Annotated in this window: 16 protein-coding genes; 11 read left to right on the top strand and 5 right to left on the bottom strand. The window is 62.2% G+C overall.

The window, feature by feature from the left end; translation table 11 throughout:
• Nucleotides 1–102: 102 nt before the first annotated feature.
• The 11 genes from nifH to RVAN_RS09860 all read left to right on the top strand — a co-directional run bounded on the left by nifH (nucleotide 103) and on the right by RVAN_RS09860 (nucleotide 10966).
• Nucleotides 103–981 (top strand): nitrogenase iron protein, encoded by an 879-nt coding sequence (nifH, locus tag RVAN_RS09810; RefSeq protein WP_013419575.1) that lies wholly within the window; start codon nucleotides 103–105, stop codon nucleotides 979–981.
• Between the two features lie 97 nt (nucleotides 982–1078).
• A complete protein-coding gene (gene nifD, locus RVAN_RS09815) occupies nucleotides 1079–2536 on the top strand; it encodes a nitrogenase molybdenum-iron protein alpha chain (RefSeq protein WP_013419576.1) in 1458 nt (485 codons plus the stop codon).
• A 105-nt stretch (nucleotides 2537–2641) separates the two neighbouring features.
• Nucleotides 2642–4201, top strand: coding sequence for a nitrogenase molybdenum-iron protein subunit beta (gene nifK / locus RVAN_RS09820; RefSeq protein WP_013419577.1), 1560 nt, complete (start codon nucleotides 2642–2644; stop codon nucleotides 4199–4201).
• A 76-nt stretch (nucleotides 4202–4277) separates the two neighbouring features.
• Nucleotides 4278–5954 (top strand): nitrogenase iron-molybdenum cofactor biosynthesis protein NifE, encoded by a 1677-nt coding sequence (gene nifE / locus RVAN_RS09825; RefSeq protein WP_013419578.1) that lies wholly within the window; start codon nucleotides 4278–4280, stop codon nucleotides 5952–5954.
• A 7-nt stretch (nucleotides 5955–5961) separates the two neighbouring features.
• Entirely contained in the window at nucleotides 5962–7344 is a 1383-nt protein-coding gene (gene nifN / locus RVAN_RS09830) for a nitrogenase iron-molybdenum cofactor biosynthesis protein NifN (protein ID WP_013419579.1), read from the top strand.
• Between the two features lie 46 nt (nucleotides 7345–7390).
• Complete coding sequence (gene nifX, locus RVAN_RS09835; RefSeq protein ID WP_041788849.1) at nucleotides 7391–7804, top strand: nitrogen fixation protein NifX; 414 nt, start codon at nucleotides 7391–7393, stop codon at nucleotides 7802–7804.
• The gene (locus tag RVAN_RS09840; RefSeq protein ID WP_013419581.1) at nucleotides 7797–8261 is read left to right on the top strand and encodes a NifX-associated nitrogen fixation protein; all 465 of its coding nucleotides are present in this window, start codon (nucleotides 7797–7799) and stop codon (nucleotides 8259–8261) included. Before nifX ends, RVAN_RS09840 begins: the two co-directional genes overlap by 8 nt.
• Before the next feature lie 13 nt (nucleotides 8262–8274).
• The gene (locus tag RVAN_RS09845) at nucleotides 8275–8475 is read left to right on the top strand and encodes a CCE_0567 family metalloprotein (RefSeq protein ID WP_013419582.1); all 201 of its coding nucleotides are present in this window, start codon (nucleotides 8275–8277) and stop codon (nucleotides 8473–8475) included.
• A gap of 190 nt (nucleotides 8476–8665) precedes the next feature.
• Nucleotides 8666–8974, top strand: coding sequence for a ferredoxin III, nif-specific (gene fdxB, locus RVAN_RS09850; protein WP_013419583.1), 309 nt, complete (start codon nucleotides 8666–8668; stop codon nucleotides 8972–8974).
• Nucleotides 8975–9133: 159 nt separating this feature from the next.
• Nucleotides 9134–9802, top strand: a complete 669-nt coding sequence (locus tag RVAN_RS09855; protein ID WP_013419584.1) for a nitrogen fixation protein NifQ — start codon at nucleotides 9134–9136, stop codon at nucleotides 9800–9802.
• Between the two features lie 120 nt (nucleotides 9803–9922).
• Nucleotides 9923–10966, top strand: coding sequence for a 2-hydroxyacid dehydrogenase (locus tag RVAN_RS09860; RefSeq protein ID WP_013419585.1), 1044 nt, complete (start codon nucleotides 9923–9925; stop codon nucleotides 10964–10966).
• 47 nt (nucleotides 10967–11013) lie between these two features.
• Here RVAN_RS09860 and RVAN_RS09865 read toward each other — a convergent pair whose 3' ends face one another.
• The 5 genes from RVAN_RS09865 to RVAN_RS09885 all read right to left on the bottom strand — a co-directional run bounded on the left by RVAN_RS09865 (nucleotide 11014) and on the right by RVAN_RS09885 (nucleotide 15197).
• Nucleotides 11014–11667, bottom strand: coding sequence for a rhomboid family intramembrane serine protease (locus RVAN_RS09865; RefSeq protein ID WP_013419586.1), 654 nt, complete (start codon nucleotides 11665–11667; stop codon nucleotides 11014–11016).
• Nucleotides 11668–11801: 134 nt separating this feature from the next.
• Nucleotides 11802–12140 (bottom strand): ribbon-helix-helix domain-containing protein, encoded by a 339-nt coding sequence (locus tag RVAN_RS09870; RefSeq protein ID WP_013419587.1) that lies wholly within the window; start codon nucleotides 12138–12140, stop codon nucleotides 11802–11804.
• 108 nt (nucleotides 12141–12248) lie between these two features.
• Entirely contained in the window at nucleotides 12249–13661 is a 1413-nt protein-coding gene (gene fumC, locus RVAN_RS09875; RefSeq protein ID WP_013419588.1) for a class II fumarate hydratase, read from the bottom strand.
• 109 nt (nucleotides 13662–13770) lie between these two features.
• Nucleotides 13771–14211 (bottom strand): gamma-glutamylcyclotransferase family protein, encoded by a 441-nt coding sequence (locus RVAN_RS09880; protein WP_013419589.1) that lies wholly within the window; start codon nucleotides 14209–14211, stop codon nucleotides 13771–13773.
• Between the two features lie 11 nt (nucleotides 14212–14222).
• Entirely contained in the window at nucleotides 14223–15197 is a 975-nt protein-coding gene (locus RVAN_RS09885; protein WP_013419590.1) for an NADPH:quinone oxidoreductase family protein, read from the bottom strand.
• Nucleotides 15198–15215 lie beyond the last annotated feature (18 nt).

A 15215-nucleotide genomic window follows, 5' to 3' on the forward strand; every position in this document is an offset into this window, starting at 1 on the left:
GCTGTTGGCGACGGCGCTCGTTGGGCGTTTCGATCACTGGCGATGAATACGCTTCCGGCCGACTGGCCGGTTGCGACACGTACGGACTGAAGGAGACTTGCAATGGCATTGCGCCAAATCGCATTCTACGGAAAGGGCGGTATCGGTAAATCGACTACCTCCCAAAACACGCTGGCGGCGCTCGCCGAGATGGGGAACAAGATCCTCATCGTCGGTTGCGATCCGAAAGCTGACTCGACCCGCCTCATCCTTCACGCAAAGGCCCAGGACACCATCCTGAGCCTTGCGGCTGAGCACGGCTCTGTCGAGGATCTCGAACTCGAAGACGTGATGAAGATCGGCTATCTCGGCATCAAGTGCACCGAGTCGGGCGGTCCGGAGCCAGGAGTTGGCTGCGCCGGTCGTGGCGTTATCACCGCCATCAACTTCCTTGAAGAGAACGGCGCATACGAAGACGTTGACTACGTCTCCTATGACGTGCTCGGCGACGTGGTGTGCGGCGGCTTCGCGATGCCAATTCGCGAAAACAAGGCGCAGGAAATTTACATCGTCATGTCGGGCGAGATGATGGCCATGTACGCGGCCAACAACATCTCGAAGGGCATTCTGAAGTACGCCAATGCTGGCGGCGTGCGGTTAGGCGGCCTCGTTTGCAACGAACGCAAGACCGACAAGGAATACGAGCTTGCGGAATCCCTCGCGGCAAAGCTCGGCACCAAGCTCATCCACTTCGTGCCGCGCGACAACATCGTGCAGCACGCCGAGCTGCGCCGCATGACCGTGATCGAATATGCCCCGGATTCGGGTCAGGCCGGTCACTATCGCACCCTCGCGAACAAGGTCCATGCAAACGCGGGCAACGGTGCTATCCCGACCCCGATCACCATGGACGAGCTTGAAGACCTGCTCATGGAACACGGCATCCTGGAACAGGTCGACGAGTCGATCGTCGGCAAGACGGCCGCCGAACTCGCGGCGTAACCCTCGGGCCGCAAGGCCCATTCGCTAAGCGTCCCCGTCAGCCCCTGCCAGAGGGCTGACGGTAGGAACGCAAAACCCAGTTTGAAAGGCTAGCGGCATGAGCCTGGGACTCGCAGAATCAGAAGATCTGAAGGCTAAGAACAAGGCACTTGTTGAAGAAGTGCTGAAGGTTTATCCGGACAAGACGGCAAAGCGTCGTGCGAAGCATCTTGGTGTTTACCAGAACGGCAAACCCGACTGCGGCGTGAAGTCCAACATCAAGTCGATCCCCGGCGTCATGACAATCCGCGGCTGCGCTTACGCAGGCTCGAAGGGCGTGGTGTGGGGTCCGATCAAGGACATGATTCATATCAGCCACGGCCCGGTGGGCTGCGGTCAGTATTCCTGGGGTTCGCGCCGCAACTATTACGTCGGCACGACGGGCATCGACAGCTTCGGCACGATGCAGTTTACTTCGGACTTCCAGGAAAATGACATCGTCTTCGGCGGCGACAAGAAGCTCTCCAAGCTGATGGACGAAGTTCAGGAGCTTTTCCCGCTCAATAAGGGCCTTTCGGTGCAGTCCGAATGTCCGATCGGTCTTATCGGCGACGACATCGAAGCTGTCTCGAAGAAGAAGTCGAAGGAATATGGCGGCAAGCCGATCGTTCCGGTCCGCTGCGAAGGATTCCGCGGCGTGTCTCAGTCGCTCGGTCACCATATCGCGAACGACGCGGTTCGGGACTGGGTCTTCGACAAGGCTGAAGGCAAGCCCGCGCGCTTCGAAGCCACGGAATACGACATCGCCATCCTCGCCGACTACAACATCGGCGGCGACGCCTGGGCCTCGCGCATTCTGCTCGAAGAAATGGGCCTCCGCGTTGTTGCGCAGTGGTCGGGCGACGGCACGATTGCCGAGCTTGAAGCCACGCCCCGCGCGAAGCTGAACGTGCTGCACTGCTACCGTTCGATGAACTATGTGGCGCGCCACATGGAAGAAAAGTACGGGGTGCCGTGGGTTGAGTACAACTTCTTTGGTCCGACGAAGATCCTTGAGTCGCTGCGCAAGATCGCCGCTCAGTTCGACGACAAGATCAAGGAAAACGCCGAGAAGGTCATCGCGAAGTACCAGCCGCTTATGGATGCGGTCGTCGCGAAGTATCGCCCGCGCCTCGAAGGCAAGAAGGTGATGCTGTACGTCGGCGGCCTGCGTCCTCGTCACGTCATCGGCGCTTACGAAGATCTCGGCATGGAAGTGGTCGGCACGGGCTACGAGTTCGCGCACAACGACGACTACCAGCGCACGACGCACTATATCAAGGACGGCACGCTCGTTTACGACGACGTCACTGCCTACGAGCTTGAGAAGTTCGTCGAAGCGATCAAGCCGGACCTCGTCGGCTCGGGCATCAAGGAAAAGTATGTCTTCCAGAAGATGGGCATTCCCTTCCGCCAGATGCACTCGTGGGACTACTCGGGTCCGTATCACGGCTACGACGGCTTCGCGATCTTCGCTCGCGACATGGATATGGCGATCAACTCGCCGGTCTGGAACCTGACAAAGGCGCCGTTCTAAGCCGGAACGAACGATTCACACGCGAAAGCGGTCCGCCCTCGCTGAGGGCGGAGACCGCGAACCGGAGCGGCTTGCCCGCGAGCTGAGAGATTCAAGGATCACACAATGGTTCAGAATGCAGAAAACGTCGTTGACCATTTCCAACTATTCCGTGGACCGGAATACCGGGAAATGTTCAAGAACAAGCGCGACAACTTCGAAAACGGCACTCCCGATGAGGAAGTGAATCGCGTTGCCGAATGGACGAAGACGGTTGAATACCAGGAGAAGAACTTCGCTCGCGAAGCTCTGACGATCAACCCGGCGAAGGCCTGCCAGCCTCTCGGCGCGGTGTTCGCGGCGGTCGGCTTCGAGGGCACGCTGCCCTTCGTCCACGGTTCGCAGGGCTGCGTGGCGTACTATCGCTCGCACTTCTCCCGCCACTTCAAGGAGCCGACCTCTGCGGTTTCCTCGTCGATGACGGAAGACGCGGCGGTGTTCGGCGGTCTTACCAACATGGTGGACGGCCTTTCCAACGCCTACAACATGTACAAGCCGAAGATGATCGCGGTTTCCACCACCTGCATGGCGGAAGTCATCGGCGACGACCTGAACGCCTTCATCAAGACGTCGCGCGAAAAAGGGTCCATCCCGATGGACTACGACGTGACGTTCGCTCATACGCCTGCGTTCGTCGGCAGCCACATCACCGGCTACGACAACACCATGAAGGGCGTGGTCGAATATTTCTGGGGCGGCAAGGCCGGTCTCGCGCCGAAGCTTGAGCGCACCCCGAACGAGTCGATCAACTTCTTCGGCGGCTTCGACGGCTACACGGTCGGAAACCTCCGCGAAGTGAAGCGCATCTTCGACCTGATCGGCGCCGATTACACCATCATCGGCGATAACAGCGATGTGTGGGATACGCCGGCTGATGGCGAATACCGCATGTATGACGGCGGCACGAAGCTTGAAGACGTCGCCAACGCGGTGAACGCCAAGGCCACGATCTCCATGCAGCAATACTGCACGGAAAAGACGCTCGACTACATCAAGACGTGGGGCCAGGAAACCGTTGCGCTCAATCATCCGATTGGCGTGGCTGGCACCGACAAGTTCCTGATGGAAGTTTCGCGCCTCACCGGCAAGCCGATCCCGGATGCGCTGAAGAAGGAGCGCGGCCGCCTCGTCGACGCGATCGCCGACTCGCACAACCACATCCACGGCAAGAAGTTCGCGATTTACGGCGATCCGGATCTCTGCCTTGGCGTCGCTGCGTTCCTGCTCGAACTCGGTGCGGAGCCGACCACGATCCTGTCCACCAACGGCGGCAAGTCGTGGGAAAAGAAGGTTCGCGAACTCCTCGCCTCCTCGCCCTACGGCAAGGATTGCGAAGTGTATGCGGGCAAGGATCTCTGGCACATGCGCTCGCTGCTCTTCACGCGCCCGGTCGATTTCCTCATCGGAAACACCTATGGCAAGTACCTTGAGCGCGACACCGGCACGCCGCTGATCCGTCTCGGCTTCCCGATCTTCGATCGCCACCATCTGCACCGCTACCCGGTGTGGGGCTATCAGGGCGCGCTGAACGTCCTCGTCTGGATCCTCGACAAGGTCTTCAGCGAGATGGACGCTCACTCGAACGTGGCCGGCAAGACCGACATCAGCTTCGACATCATCCGCTAAGCGATATGCGATGGCCCGCTTCCCGCGGGCCATCGCCGGAATACGCGGTTTCGGCCGCAAGCCTTCGGAGATTTGCATGAGCACGGTGGCGAACAAGATCCAGGACGTTTTCAACGAACCCGGCTGCGACATCAATCAGGGCAAATCCCAGAAGGAGCGCAAGAAGGGTTGCTCGAAAGCGTTGCAGCCCGGCGGAGCCGCTGGCGGATGCGCGTTTGACGGCGCAAAGATCGCGCTTCAGCCCATCACCGACGTCGCCCACCTCGTGCACGGCCCCATCGCCTGCGAGGGCAATTCCTGGGACAACAGACATTCCTCTTCATCGGGCTCGCAGCTCTACCGCATGAGCTTCACCACCGACATGAGCGAGCAGGATGTGATTTTCGGCGGCGAAAAGCGTCTCTGGAAATCCATCAAGGAAATCGTCGAGAAATACGCACCCCCTGCCGTCTTCGTGTACCAGACCTGCGTGCCCGCCATGATTGGCGACGACATCGACGCGGTCTGCAAGAAGGCGAGCGAGAAATTCGGCACGCCGTGCATTCCGGTGCAGGCCCCCGGCTTCGTCGGCTCGAAGAGCCTCGGCAACAAGCTCGGCGGCGAAGCGCTTCTCGATCACGTCATCGGCACGCAGGAGCCGGACTACACGACGCCCTACGACATCAACATCATCGGCGAATACAATCTCGTCGGCGAATTGTGGCAGGTGAAGCCGCTCCTCGACGAACTCGGCATCCGCATCCTCGCCTCCATCTCCGGCGACGCGAAATATCATGAAGTCGCCCGCTCGCACCGCGCCAAGGCCGCGATGATGGTGTGCAGCCGCGCCATGATCAACGTCGCGCGCAAGATGGAAGAGCGCTACGGCATTCCGTTCTTCGAGGGATCGTTCTACGGCATCGGCGACATGAGCGACACGCTCCGCCAGATGGCCGCGCTTCTCGTGAAGCAGGGCGCACCCGACGACATCCTCGCCCGCACCGAAGCGGTGATCGAGCGCGAGGAAAAGAAGGCCTGGGCCAGCATCGCGACCTTCCGTGAGCGGCTTCTCGGCAAGCGCGTTCTCCTCATCACGGGCGGCGTGAAAAGCTGGTCGATGGTCGCCGCACTTCAGGAAGGCGGCATGGAGATCGCTGGCACCAGCGTGAAGAAGTCCACGAAAGAGGACAAGGAAAAGATCAAGGAGATCATGGGCCAGGACGCGCACATGATCGAAGACATGAAGCCGCGCGAGATGTACGCGATGCTGAAGGAAGCGAAGGCCGACATCATGCTGTCGGGCGGCCGCTCCCAGTTCGTCGCGCTGAAGGCGAAGATGCCGTGGCTCGACATCAATCAGGAGCGCCACTACGCCTATGCGGGCTATGTCGGCATGGTGGAACTCGTCCGCCAGATCGACAAGGCGCTGTCCAATCCCGTCTGGCAGCAGGTCCGCACAGCCGCGCCGTGGGATGAGGTGAGTTGGGAGACGCGCGCCGATGAGGCGAACGCCGCCGAAGCCGCCGCGCTTGCGGCCAACGCCGAGGCGAAGGCCAAGGCGGACCGCGCGAAGATCCTCTGCAACTGCAACGGCGTCGAAACCGGCTTCGTCGAAGACATCATCCGCGCGAACAAGCTGACGCGCGCCGAGGATGTCGCCGCCTATGTGAAGATCGGCACCGGCTGCAAATCCTGCGCCCCGCATCTCGACGCGCTTCTCAAACGCATCAACGACACGGACGTCGTCCCCGCCAACACCAACAAGGCTGCGTGAGGACACAATGGCGCGCATTGAACTCTCGAAGAAAGCCTGCTCTGTCAATCCGCTGAAGATGAGCCAGCCCGTTGGCGGTGCGCTTGCCTTCCTCGGCCTCAACAAATGCATGCCGCTTCTGCACGGTAGCCAGGGCTGCACGTCATTCGGGCTTGTGCTGTTCGTGCGCCATTTCCGCGAGGCGATCCCGATGCAGACGACCGCCATGAGCGAGGTTTCGACCGTGCTCGGCGGCTTCGAGAACGTCGAACAGGCCATCGTCACCATCGCGACCCGCACGAAGCCGGAGGTCATCGGCATCTGCTCGACGGGCGTTACCGAGATCAAGGGCGACGACGTCGACGGCTTCCTGAAGCTCGTGCGGCAGAACCATCCCGAACTCGACCACGTCAAGCTCGTCTACGTCTCCACGCCCGACTTCGAGGGCGCGTTTGAGGACGGCTGGCGTAAGGCCGTCACGCGCATGGTGGAGCAGCTTGTCGATACGCCGCCGCCGGGCGTCGCGCGCGAGGCGAACCGCGTGAACATCCTGCCCGGCTCGCATCTGACGCCGGGCGACCTCGACGAACTGCGCGACATCTGCGAGGCTTTCGGCCTCGAACCGACCTTCCTGCCGGACCTGTCCGGCTCGCTCGACGGCCATATGCCCGAGGAATTCTCTCCGACCACCATCGGCGGCGCGAGCGTAAACGACATCGCACGCATGGGCCGCGCGGCCTTCACCATCGCCGTCGGTGAGCAGATGCGCGACGCCGCCGTTGCGCTCGAAGCGAAGACGGGCGTGCCGTTCCGCGTGTTCGACCGCCTGACCGGGCTCGCACCGAACGACGCGCTCATGGCGCTGCTGATGAAGATCAGCGGCCGCCCCGCGCCGAACAAGATCAAGCGCCAGCGCTCGCAGCTTCTCGACGCCATGCTCGACGGGCATTTCTCCTTCGGCGGCAAGACCGTCGCGGTTGGCGCGGAGCCGGACCTGCTCTTCAGCATCGCGAGCTTCCTAACCGAGATGGGCGCGACCGTGGGCGCGGCAGTCACTTCGACGCAATCGCCGATCCTTCACAAGGTGCCGGCTGAGGAAGTGCTCGTCGGAGACCTTGAGGATTTCGAGCACCGCGCGAAGGGCATGGACCTTCTCGTAACGCACAGCCACGGGCGACAGGCCTCGGAGCGCTTGCGTATACCGCTGTTCCGCTACGGCCTGCCGACCTTCGACCGGCTCGGCGCGGCGCATCGCGTCTCCGTCGGCTATCGCGGCACGCGTTCGCTGATCTTCGATATCGGGAACGTCTTCATGAGTGAAATTCACGAAGCGACGCCCGACACCTGGGCTGATAAGTTGGCATCGCACGGCGAGGGTAGCCATGATGATACGCAGACTGCGGCTCATTGATCCCGATGCCAGCGAAGAAAAGACGATCAAGGAAAGGCCGGGCGCTATGAAAGTAGCTTTTGCAACCCAAGACTTGAAGCGCGTGGATTCACATTTCGGGTGGTCGCCGAACATAGCGGTGTATGAGATTTCCGCCGAGGACTCGAAGCTCGCGGAAGTGTTCGTGTTCGAGCCGACCGGGCAGGACGGCAACGACGACAAGCTCGCGCCGAAGATCGAGGCGATCAAGGATTGCGCGATCCTCTACGTCACGTCGATCGGCGGCTCAGGCGCTGCGCGCGCGGTACAGGCGGGCCTGCATCCGATCAAGCTCCAGCAGCCGGAAGCCATCGAAGACCTCATCGCCAAGCTTCAGACCGTTCTGAAGGGCAACCCGCCCCCGTGGCTGCGCAAGGCGCTGCTCAAGGGCAAGGAACGCAAGCTCGATTTCGAAGACGAGGAGGAAGCGATTCATGGCTGACGCAGCGACGGTCGAAAAGGATCTCACGAAATCGGTGTTCTTCACCGAACTGGTGAAGCAGTGGCGCGCGCAGGACTCCTACGGCGCGTGGGACAAGAAGACTGATCTCGAATTGCTTGAGCCGTACATTCTCGACAAGGAGAAGCGCAAGCAGGTTCCGATCATGGGCGACCCCGATCCGGAGACGATCTGGCGGCTCGAAATCTTCTATAACGCCGTGGGCCTTTCGATCGAACGCGCGACCGGCATCATGGTCTCGCCCATCATGAAGATGCATCACGAGGGCTTCGGCCGCATGGTGCTGACCGCGGGCCGCCTTGTCGTCGTCAACAAGCATCTGCGCGACGTGCATCGCTTCGGCTTCGACAACTACGAGAAGCTCGTTTCGGACGGCGAGAAGCTCGTCGCGTCCGCCGTCGAGATGATCGAGAAGTTTCCCGAAGTGGCGAAGTACTGAGGAGACACGCGGCATGAGCACTATCGAAGAGTTGAAGGCGGAGCTGAAGAAGCTTTCGGCCAAGGCCACGCAGTCAAAGATGGACCTGCATGACCTTTCGGAAGAATTGCCGATCAACTGGCAGCAGATCATGGACGTGGCGCAGAAGGCTCATGACGCTTATGCGATCCTCGAAAAGAAGCGCGCGGAGCTGAAGCAGCTCGAAGCCGCGTAAGCAACAATACCGAAGCGGGCGCGCGTTACGCCCGCTTCAAAGCCGAAAGGCAAACAATCGCGGACAGGTTCGCAAGGCCGGCAGAAAGGCCGGTCCTGCGATTTGCCATGTCCAAATTCAAATTTAGAGCGCCTCTAATTCCAGTTCCAAGGCGCTCGGCGAAACTCTCTAGACTGAAGGAAAAGCGCACATGGCAAACTTGACACGCGACGGCCGCGAGTGGGACCCGCAATTTCTTATCGAAATCAATCCAGAAACCTGTATCGGCTGCGGCCGCTGCTTCAAGGTGTGCGACCGCAGTGTCATGACGCTGAAGGGCGTCACGGACGAAGGCGAACTCGTCACCCTCAACGGCGATGACGACGAGGATTGCGACGACGAATTCGAGCGCAAGATCATGGTCCTGTCGGACGCCGGCAACTGCATCGGTTGCAGCGCATGCCATCGCGTCTGCCCGCGCGCCTGCCAGACGTTCTCGACGACCCCGCCGGCGCTTTGATCCATGACCGGGCGGCGGCAGCGTCTTGACCGTCCGGCACATTCCTCACGATCAGGCATGCTCCTTGCATTGTAATATGCGAACCGGGCCGCGTCGTCTTCGCGACAACACGCCGGAAAGCGATGCGAGGAGTGCCCGCAAGACGCGGGTAAATCGACGATGTCAGTGCAGAATCCCTCCGAGAGCTTCACCGTTTCTTCCGCGCGGGACGTCTATTCCATGCTGATGGAGGCGAAAGCTCCGGCCGCCGATGCCTTCGATGCGCATGTGATTGCCTGTATTCTCGCGCTGTCCTTTGCGGAGGCGAAAGCCGAGCACATCCCGCTGCCGGACGCCGTCGGCCTCGATGGAGACGATCTGCTCGATCTTGTCGGTTCGAGCTTCCCGGATGCGCTCGCGTGGCTCGGGCGCGACATCGGCCACCGCGCCATCGTGCGCAGCCCCGATGAAATCTGCCTCCTCGATCTCCTGAAGAGCGGCGCCACGGGGCAAACCCCCTTCGCGCACCGGCTCGCCGCTCTCGTGGCGCGCCGCGCGCAGCGCCCGAATCACCTCTGGCAGGATCTCGGCCTTCGCCATCGCGGCGACCTTTCCGAGTTGATGAAGCGCCATTTCGCGCCGCTCGCCCGCCGCAACAAGCACGACATGAAGTGGAAGAAATTCCTCTATCGCATGATCTGCGCCGACGCCGCCTTTTCGCTTTGCACCGCGCCAAGTTGCGCGGAATGCGACGACTTCGAAACATGCTTCGGGGACGAGACGGGCGAGTCGCTCCTTGCGCGCGGCCGCCGCGCCGCCGATCTGCATGGCAGCCGTTCCGCCGCTTGATTTGGACGAGGGCGCTTACGACTTTAGTCTAAGTTGCGTCATACTCCCGATAAGGTCCGCGTGGAGAGTGTGTTCGACGCACATTGGCGTGGCGACAACCTCGAACGGGACGGAATATTAATGAGAATTGCCTTCTTCAGCGAACATGCCTTCCAGACGCCATTCCTGATCGAAGCGAACCGCGAGTACGGGCACGAACTTGTGTTCTTCAAGGAGCAGCTCTCGCGGCGCACCGCACAGCTCGCCGCAGGTTTCGTCGCAGTCTGCCCCTTCGTCACCGACAAGCTCGATGCCGAAACGCTTCGAATCCTGGCGGACGGCGGCACAAAGCTCATCGCGCTACGTTCAGCGGGCTTCAACAATCTAGACCTCGCCGCCGCCGAGAGGCTTGGGCTTTGCGTGATGCGTGTTCCGGCCTACGCGCCGACCGCCATCGCGGAGCATGCCGTGGCGCTGATGCTCGCGCTCAACCGGCGCATCAATCACGCCTATAACCGCGTGCGAGAGGGCAATTTCTCGCTCGACCACCTGGTAGGCTTCAATATGGAGGGCCGCACGGTCGGCATCGTCGGCACCGGCAAGATCGGCGAGTCACTCGCCCGCATCATGCACGGTTTCGGCTGCCACATCCTCGGCTACGACATCTATCAGAACCCGGCCTGCATCGCGCTTGGCATGAAATATGTCGACCTTCCGACATTGCTCTCGGAATCCGACATCGTCTCTCTGCATTGCCCGCTGACGCCCGAGACGAAGCATCTCATCAACGAGGAGACGCTGAAGCTCATGAAGCCGGGCTCGATGCTCATCAACACGGCGCGCGGCGGCCTCGTGAACGCGGAAGCCGTGATCGAAGCGCTGAAGCGCAAGGACGGCCTCGCCTATGTCGGCATGGACGTCTACGAGCGCGAGGAGGGGCTGTTCTTCTCGGATCACTCCTCGTCCATCATTCAGGACGACGTGTTCGAATTGCTCACCACCATGCGCAATGTGATCGTCACTGGGCATCAGGCGTTCCTCACGCGCGAGGCGCTGGCGGAAATCGCGCATACGACGCTCGGCAACGTGGCCGATTACGAGCTCGGCACGCCGAACCCGAAAAACGTGCTGAGCGCGGGTGTCGAAGGCCCCGGCGGCCCGCTGCATCAAAGCCCGCGCGAATAGTTTGCCGGGGCGGCCGGTTCACACCACCCGGATTCGGCCGCCCTGCCTTACCCGCCGATGCGCGGCTGCGTGCGATTGCGGAAGAACAACGTCAGCGCCATGCCGACGAAAAACCCGCCGATATGCGCCATGTAGGCGACGCCGCCCTGCTCGCCAGACTTGCCGAGTTCGCCCGCGAAGCTCAGAAGCTGCAGCCCGATCCAGAAGCCGATAGCGATGATCGACGGCACAAGGATGATGCCCGCCTGCGTCAGAAGCCGCACGCGCCCGCCCGGAAACATCACCACATACGCGCCGAGGACGCCGGCTATCGCGCCCGACGCGCCGAGGTTCGGCACGCTTGAGCCGGGGATCAGGAACGCCTGCGCCGCCATCGCCGCTATACCGGACAGCAGGTAGAAGATGATGAACGGCACATGGCCGAAATTGTCTTCCACATTGTCGCCGAAGGTCCAGAGATAGACCATGTTGCCGATGAGATGCATCCAGCCCCCATGCATGAACATGGAGGTCAGTATCGTCGCGGCCTCGGAGACCGGCGCGGCGAAGAATTCCTTTGGCGTGAACGCCCACTGCTTGATGAAAGGCTCACCCTGGCTCAGTTCGAGGCCGAAAACCGCGATGTTTATCAGGATCAGCGCATAGGTCACGAAAGGCGTGGAGGCATCGCCGGTTTCGTCGTCGCCGATGGGAAAAACCATGATGCGCGTCCTCTTCGCTCGCGGCAGATGCACGCTGATGCTCTGCCGTTCGATCAGTAAACGCACGAACGTGGCGCGAAGCTATCCGCGCGCCGATCAATTCGCGGCGAGGTTTTCGAGAGGGCCGAGTCGCATCAGTACGCTTCGGGGGGCGAAGCCACGGCGCGTGCTTTTTTGCCAAGCAGATAGACCCGAATGGCGGCCGAAAGGCCCGCCGGTCCGCGGGCCGCGTCGATCTCCGCGACGAGCGCTGCGACGGTGCGACCCTGCTCCTCGGCCGTTGCCTTGAGTTCCCGCCAGAACGCGTCCTCCAGCGTGATCGACGTGCGATGTCCGGCAATGGCGAGCGAGCGCTTTTTTGGCAACGCAAGCGCCGGGTCGAAAGCCGCATCCCCGGAGCCGGTTTCCGGGCCGCCGCCGGGGGCCGGCCCTGCGCCGCCGGTCCTTCTGCTATGCGCGATCACTTTCCGCATCGGCCCACCGGCTCAAGATCTGGCGGGCTCCGCCGCCTTATCGGACTTTCCTGCCGGACTATAACAAGAAGGCCGGGGAAATCCCGGCCTCCATACAGTCGCCGCTCGTCACACGCCCGGCTTGATCATCAGTTCCGGCTTCATCAGCGCGTTGAAGTCTTCCTCGGAGACATAGCCGAGCGCCAGCGCTTCCTCGCGCAGCGTTGTGCCATGCTTGTGCGCCGTCTTCGCGATCTTGGCGGCCTTGTCGTAGCCGATCTTCGGCGCGAGCGCGGTCACGAGCATGAGCGAGCGCTCAAGCAGGTCTTCGATGCGCGCGCGGTTCGCCACGATGCCAACGACGCAATGGTCGGTGAAGCTCACCGCCGCGTCGGAGATGAGCCGGATCGACTGCAACAGGTTGTAGATGATGACGGGCTTGTAGACGTTCAGCTCGAAGTGGCCCTGGCTGCCCGCAACCGTGATCGCGACGTTGTTGCCCATCACCTGCGCGCAAACCATCGTCAGCGCTTCGCACTGCGTCGGGTTCACCTTGCCCGGCATGATGGACGAGCCGGGTTCGTTCTCGGGAAGCGAGATTTCCGCGATGCCGGAGCGCGGGCCGGAACCCATCAGGCGGATGTCGTTCGCGATCTTGAACAGGCTCGTCGCGAGCACGTTAAGCGCGCCGGAAAGCTCCACCTCGGCGTCGTTCGACGCCAGCGCCTCGAACTTGTTCGGCGCGGTGACGAATGGCAGGCCCGTTTCCTTCTCCACTTCGTCGGCAAACTTCTCCGCGAAGCCGATGGGCGTGTTGAGGCCGGTGCCGACAGCGGTGCCGCCCTGCGCCAGCAGATAGAGGCGCGGCAGCGTAGCCTTCACGCGTTCGATGCCGAAGCGCAACTGCGCGGCGTAACCGGAGAATTCCTGCCCGAGCGTAACCGGCGTCGCGTCCTGAAGATGCGTGCGGCCGATCTTGATGATGTCCTTGAACTCCTCCGCCTTCGCCTCGATGGCGCTGGCCAGATGGTCGAGCGCGGGCAGCAGCGCCTTGTTAACCTCGACGGCGGCGGCGATACGCATCGCGGTCGGGAAGGTGTCGTTCGACGACTGCGAGCGGTTCACATGATCGTTCGGATGAACGGGCTTCTTCGAGCCTTTCTCGCCGCCGAGCATTTCAATCGCGCGGTTCGAGATCACCTCGTTCGCGTTCATGTTCGACTGCGTGCCGGAGCCGGTCTGCCAGACGACGAGCGGGAATTCCGCATCGAGCTTGCCCGCGATCACCTCTTCCGCCGCCGCGACGATCGCGTCATGCAGGGGCTGCTCCAGATTGCCGAGCGCGAGGTTCGTCTTCGCCGCCGCCTTCTTCACGATGCCGAGCGCGTGCACCAGCGGAATGGGCATGCGCTCGCCGCCGATCTTGAAATTGCCGAGGCTGCGCTGTGTCTGCGCGCCCCAATAGTGGTTGGCGGGCACATCGATGGGGCCGAAAGTGTCGGTTTCGGTGCGCGTGGCGGACGGGGAGACGTCTTCTGTCATGGCCGGTCTCTGCTGATTTGCGTGGAAAGGTTGAGGTTGATGGTTGGTCTATCATGCCCGCGCATCTTGCGCCAACCCGCGCCGTCTGTCGCAAAAACGCACGCTTGCGTTACAGCGGGAAGCGGCCCGACGCGACGAGCGGGCGGGAGGCGACCTTTCCCGCGTAGGGGTAAACCCACACCGCCAGCGCGCCGCCGCGATGAAGCCGCACCTCGATCGCTGTGCGATAGAACAGGTCGGGCTTGGTGCCGACGCCGCCGCAGCCCTCATAGGCGTCGAGTGCCGCAAGCACCGCCGGGCCGTTCAGCTGGAACACCTCGCCGAAAACGCGGGTCCGCGCCGCCTCGTCGAACACCGCGCCCGGAAACCGCCCGAGATTATAAAGCCGGCCCCGCGCGCATGCTTCGCCGACGAAACGCGCGCGCGTTTCGAGCAGCCGTGCATAGGGGCTGCGGCTCGCGCGCATCAACGTGCCGTAGACGAAGATATGCTTCGGCTCGGTATCCGGGCGGCTCGCCTCGCCCGCCCTGCGATCTCTGTCTTCTTTCAATGGCCCGTCCCTCACGGCTTGACGACGATCTTGCCCTTGATCGTCCGCGCATCCAGCGACTTGATTGCGTCCTTCGTCTCATCGAGGCTGAACATGCGGTCGATATGCGGGCGGATTTTGCCCTCCGCACACCAGTCGAGCAGCTTGGTCATCTGTGCCCGGAACGCGGCCGGGTCGGTGTCCACGTGGCGGCCGAAGAACACGCCGCAAATATCGCATCCCTTAAGCAGCACGAGGTTGAGCGGAATTTTCGGGATATCGCCCGCCGCGAAGCCGATCACCAGATAGCGCCCGCCCCACGCGATGCCGCGCAGCGCCGGCTCGGCATATGGCCCGCCGATGCAGTCATAGATGACGTCCGGCCCCTTGCCGCCGCGAATGGCTCGCACGGCTTCTTTCACGTCAGCGCCGGTGAGGTTCAGGAGATGCGCCGCGCCGCGATCCGCGCACAGCTTGAGCTTTTCGTCCGACGTGCCCGCCGCGATTACCTCCGCGCCGAGCGCCGCCGCCACCTCCACCGCCGCAAGCCCCGCGCCCCCCGTCGCGCCGAGCACGAGCACTGCGTCACCCGCCCGCACGTGTCCGCGATCTTCGAGGCCGTAAAGCGCCGTGCCGTATGCGATGGGAATGGACGCCGCCGCCTCGTCCGCGATGCCGTCCGGCACGACCACCGTGCGCTCGGCCGGTGCAATGGCCTGCTCGCGACAACCGCCATAGCCGATATAGGCGAGCACGCGCTGGCCTTGCGCGAAATCCTCGACGCCCGCACCCGTCGCGATCACGCGCCCCACCACCTCCCCGCCGGGCGAGAACGGCAGCGTCGGCTTCGTCTGATATTTTCCACGCGTGATCAGCGTATCGAAAAAATTAAGCGCAACCGTTGTAACTTGAATTGCGACCTCGCCCGGACCCGGTATCGCGTCGGGCAGGTCTGCCATCTCAAGTGCGTCCGGTCCTTCGAGAGACTTGCACAGCACAGCCTTCATCGCCTACCTCATCGCATG

It is taken from the genome of Rhodomicrobium vannielii ATCC 17100 (assembly GCF_000166055.1).
Classification (GTDB): Bacteria; Pseudomonadota; Alphaproteobacteria; order Rhizobiales; family Rhodomicrobiaceae; genus Rhodomicrobium; species Rhodomicrobium vannielii.

What these genes read in the sequence shown, in the direction of transcription:
- RVAN_RS09840 (WP_013419581.1), top strand. Translation starts at nt 7,797, where the DNA reads ATGGCTGACGCAGCGACGGTCGAAAAGGATCTCACGAAATCGGTGTTC.
- nifN (WP_013419579.1), top strand. Translation starts at nt 5,962, where the DNA reads ATGGCGCGCATTGAACTCTCGAAGAAAGCCTGCTCTGTCAATCCGCTG.
- fumC (WP_013419588.1), bottom strand. Translation starts at nt 13,661, where the DNA reads ATGACAGAAGACGTCTCCCCGTCCGCCACGCGCACCGAAACCGACACT.
- RVAN_RS09865 (WP_013419586.1), bottom strand. Translation starts at nt 11,667, where the DNA reads ATGGTTTTTCCCATCGGCGACGACGAAACCGGCGATGCCTCCACGCCT.
- RVAN_RS09870 (WP_013419587.1), bottom strand. Translation starts at nt 12,140, where the DNA reads ATGCGGAAAGTGATCGCGCATAGCAGAAGGACCGGCGGCGCAGGGCCG.
- nifX (WP_041788849.1), top strand. Translation starts at nt 7,391, where the DNA reads ATGAAAGTAGCTTTTGCAACCCAAGACTTGAAGCGCGTGGATTCACAT.
- RVAN_RS09845 (WP_013419582.1), top strand. Translation starts at nt 8,275, where the DNA reads ATGAGCACTATCGAAGAGTTGAAGGCGGAGCTGAAGAAGCTTTCGGCC.
- RVAN_RS09885 (WP_013419590.1), bottom strand. Translation starts at nt 15,197, where the DNA reads ATGAAGGCTGTGCTGTGCAAGTCTCTCGAAGGACCGGACGCACTTGAG.
- RVAN_RS09860 (WP_013419585.1), top strand. Translation starts at nt 9,923, where the DNA reads ATGAGAATTGCCTTCTTCAGCGAACATGCCTTCCAGACGCCATTCCTG.
- nifH (WP_013419575.1), top strand. Translation starts at nt 103, where the DNA reads ATGGCATTGCGCCAAATCGCATTCTACGGAAAGGGCGGTATCGGTAAA.
- fdxB (WP_013419583.1), top strand. Translation starts at nt 8,666, where the DNA reads ATGGCAAACTTGACACGCGACGGCCGCGAGTGGGACCCGCAATTTCTT.
- nifD (WP_013419576.1), top strand. Translation starts at nt 1,079, where the DNA reads ATGAGCCTGGGACTCGCAGAATCAGAAGATCTGAAGGCTAAGAACAAG.
- nifK (WP_013419577.1), top strand. Translation starts at nt 2,642, where the DNA reads ATGGTTCAGAATGCAGAAAACGTCGTTGACCATTTCCAACTATTCCGT.
- nifE (WP_013419578.1), top strand. Translation starts at nt 4,278, where the DNA reads ATGAGCACGGTGGCGAACAAGATCCAGGACGTTTTCAACGAACCCGGC.
- RVAN_RS09855 (WP_013419584.1), top strand. Translation starts at nt 9,134, where the DNA reads ATGTCAGTGCAGAATCCCTCCGAGAGCTTCACCGTTTCTTCCGCGCGG.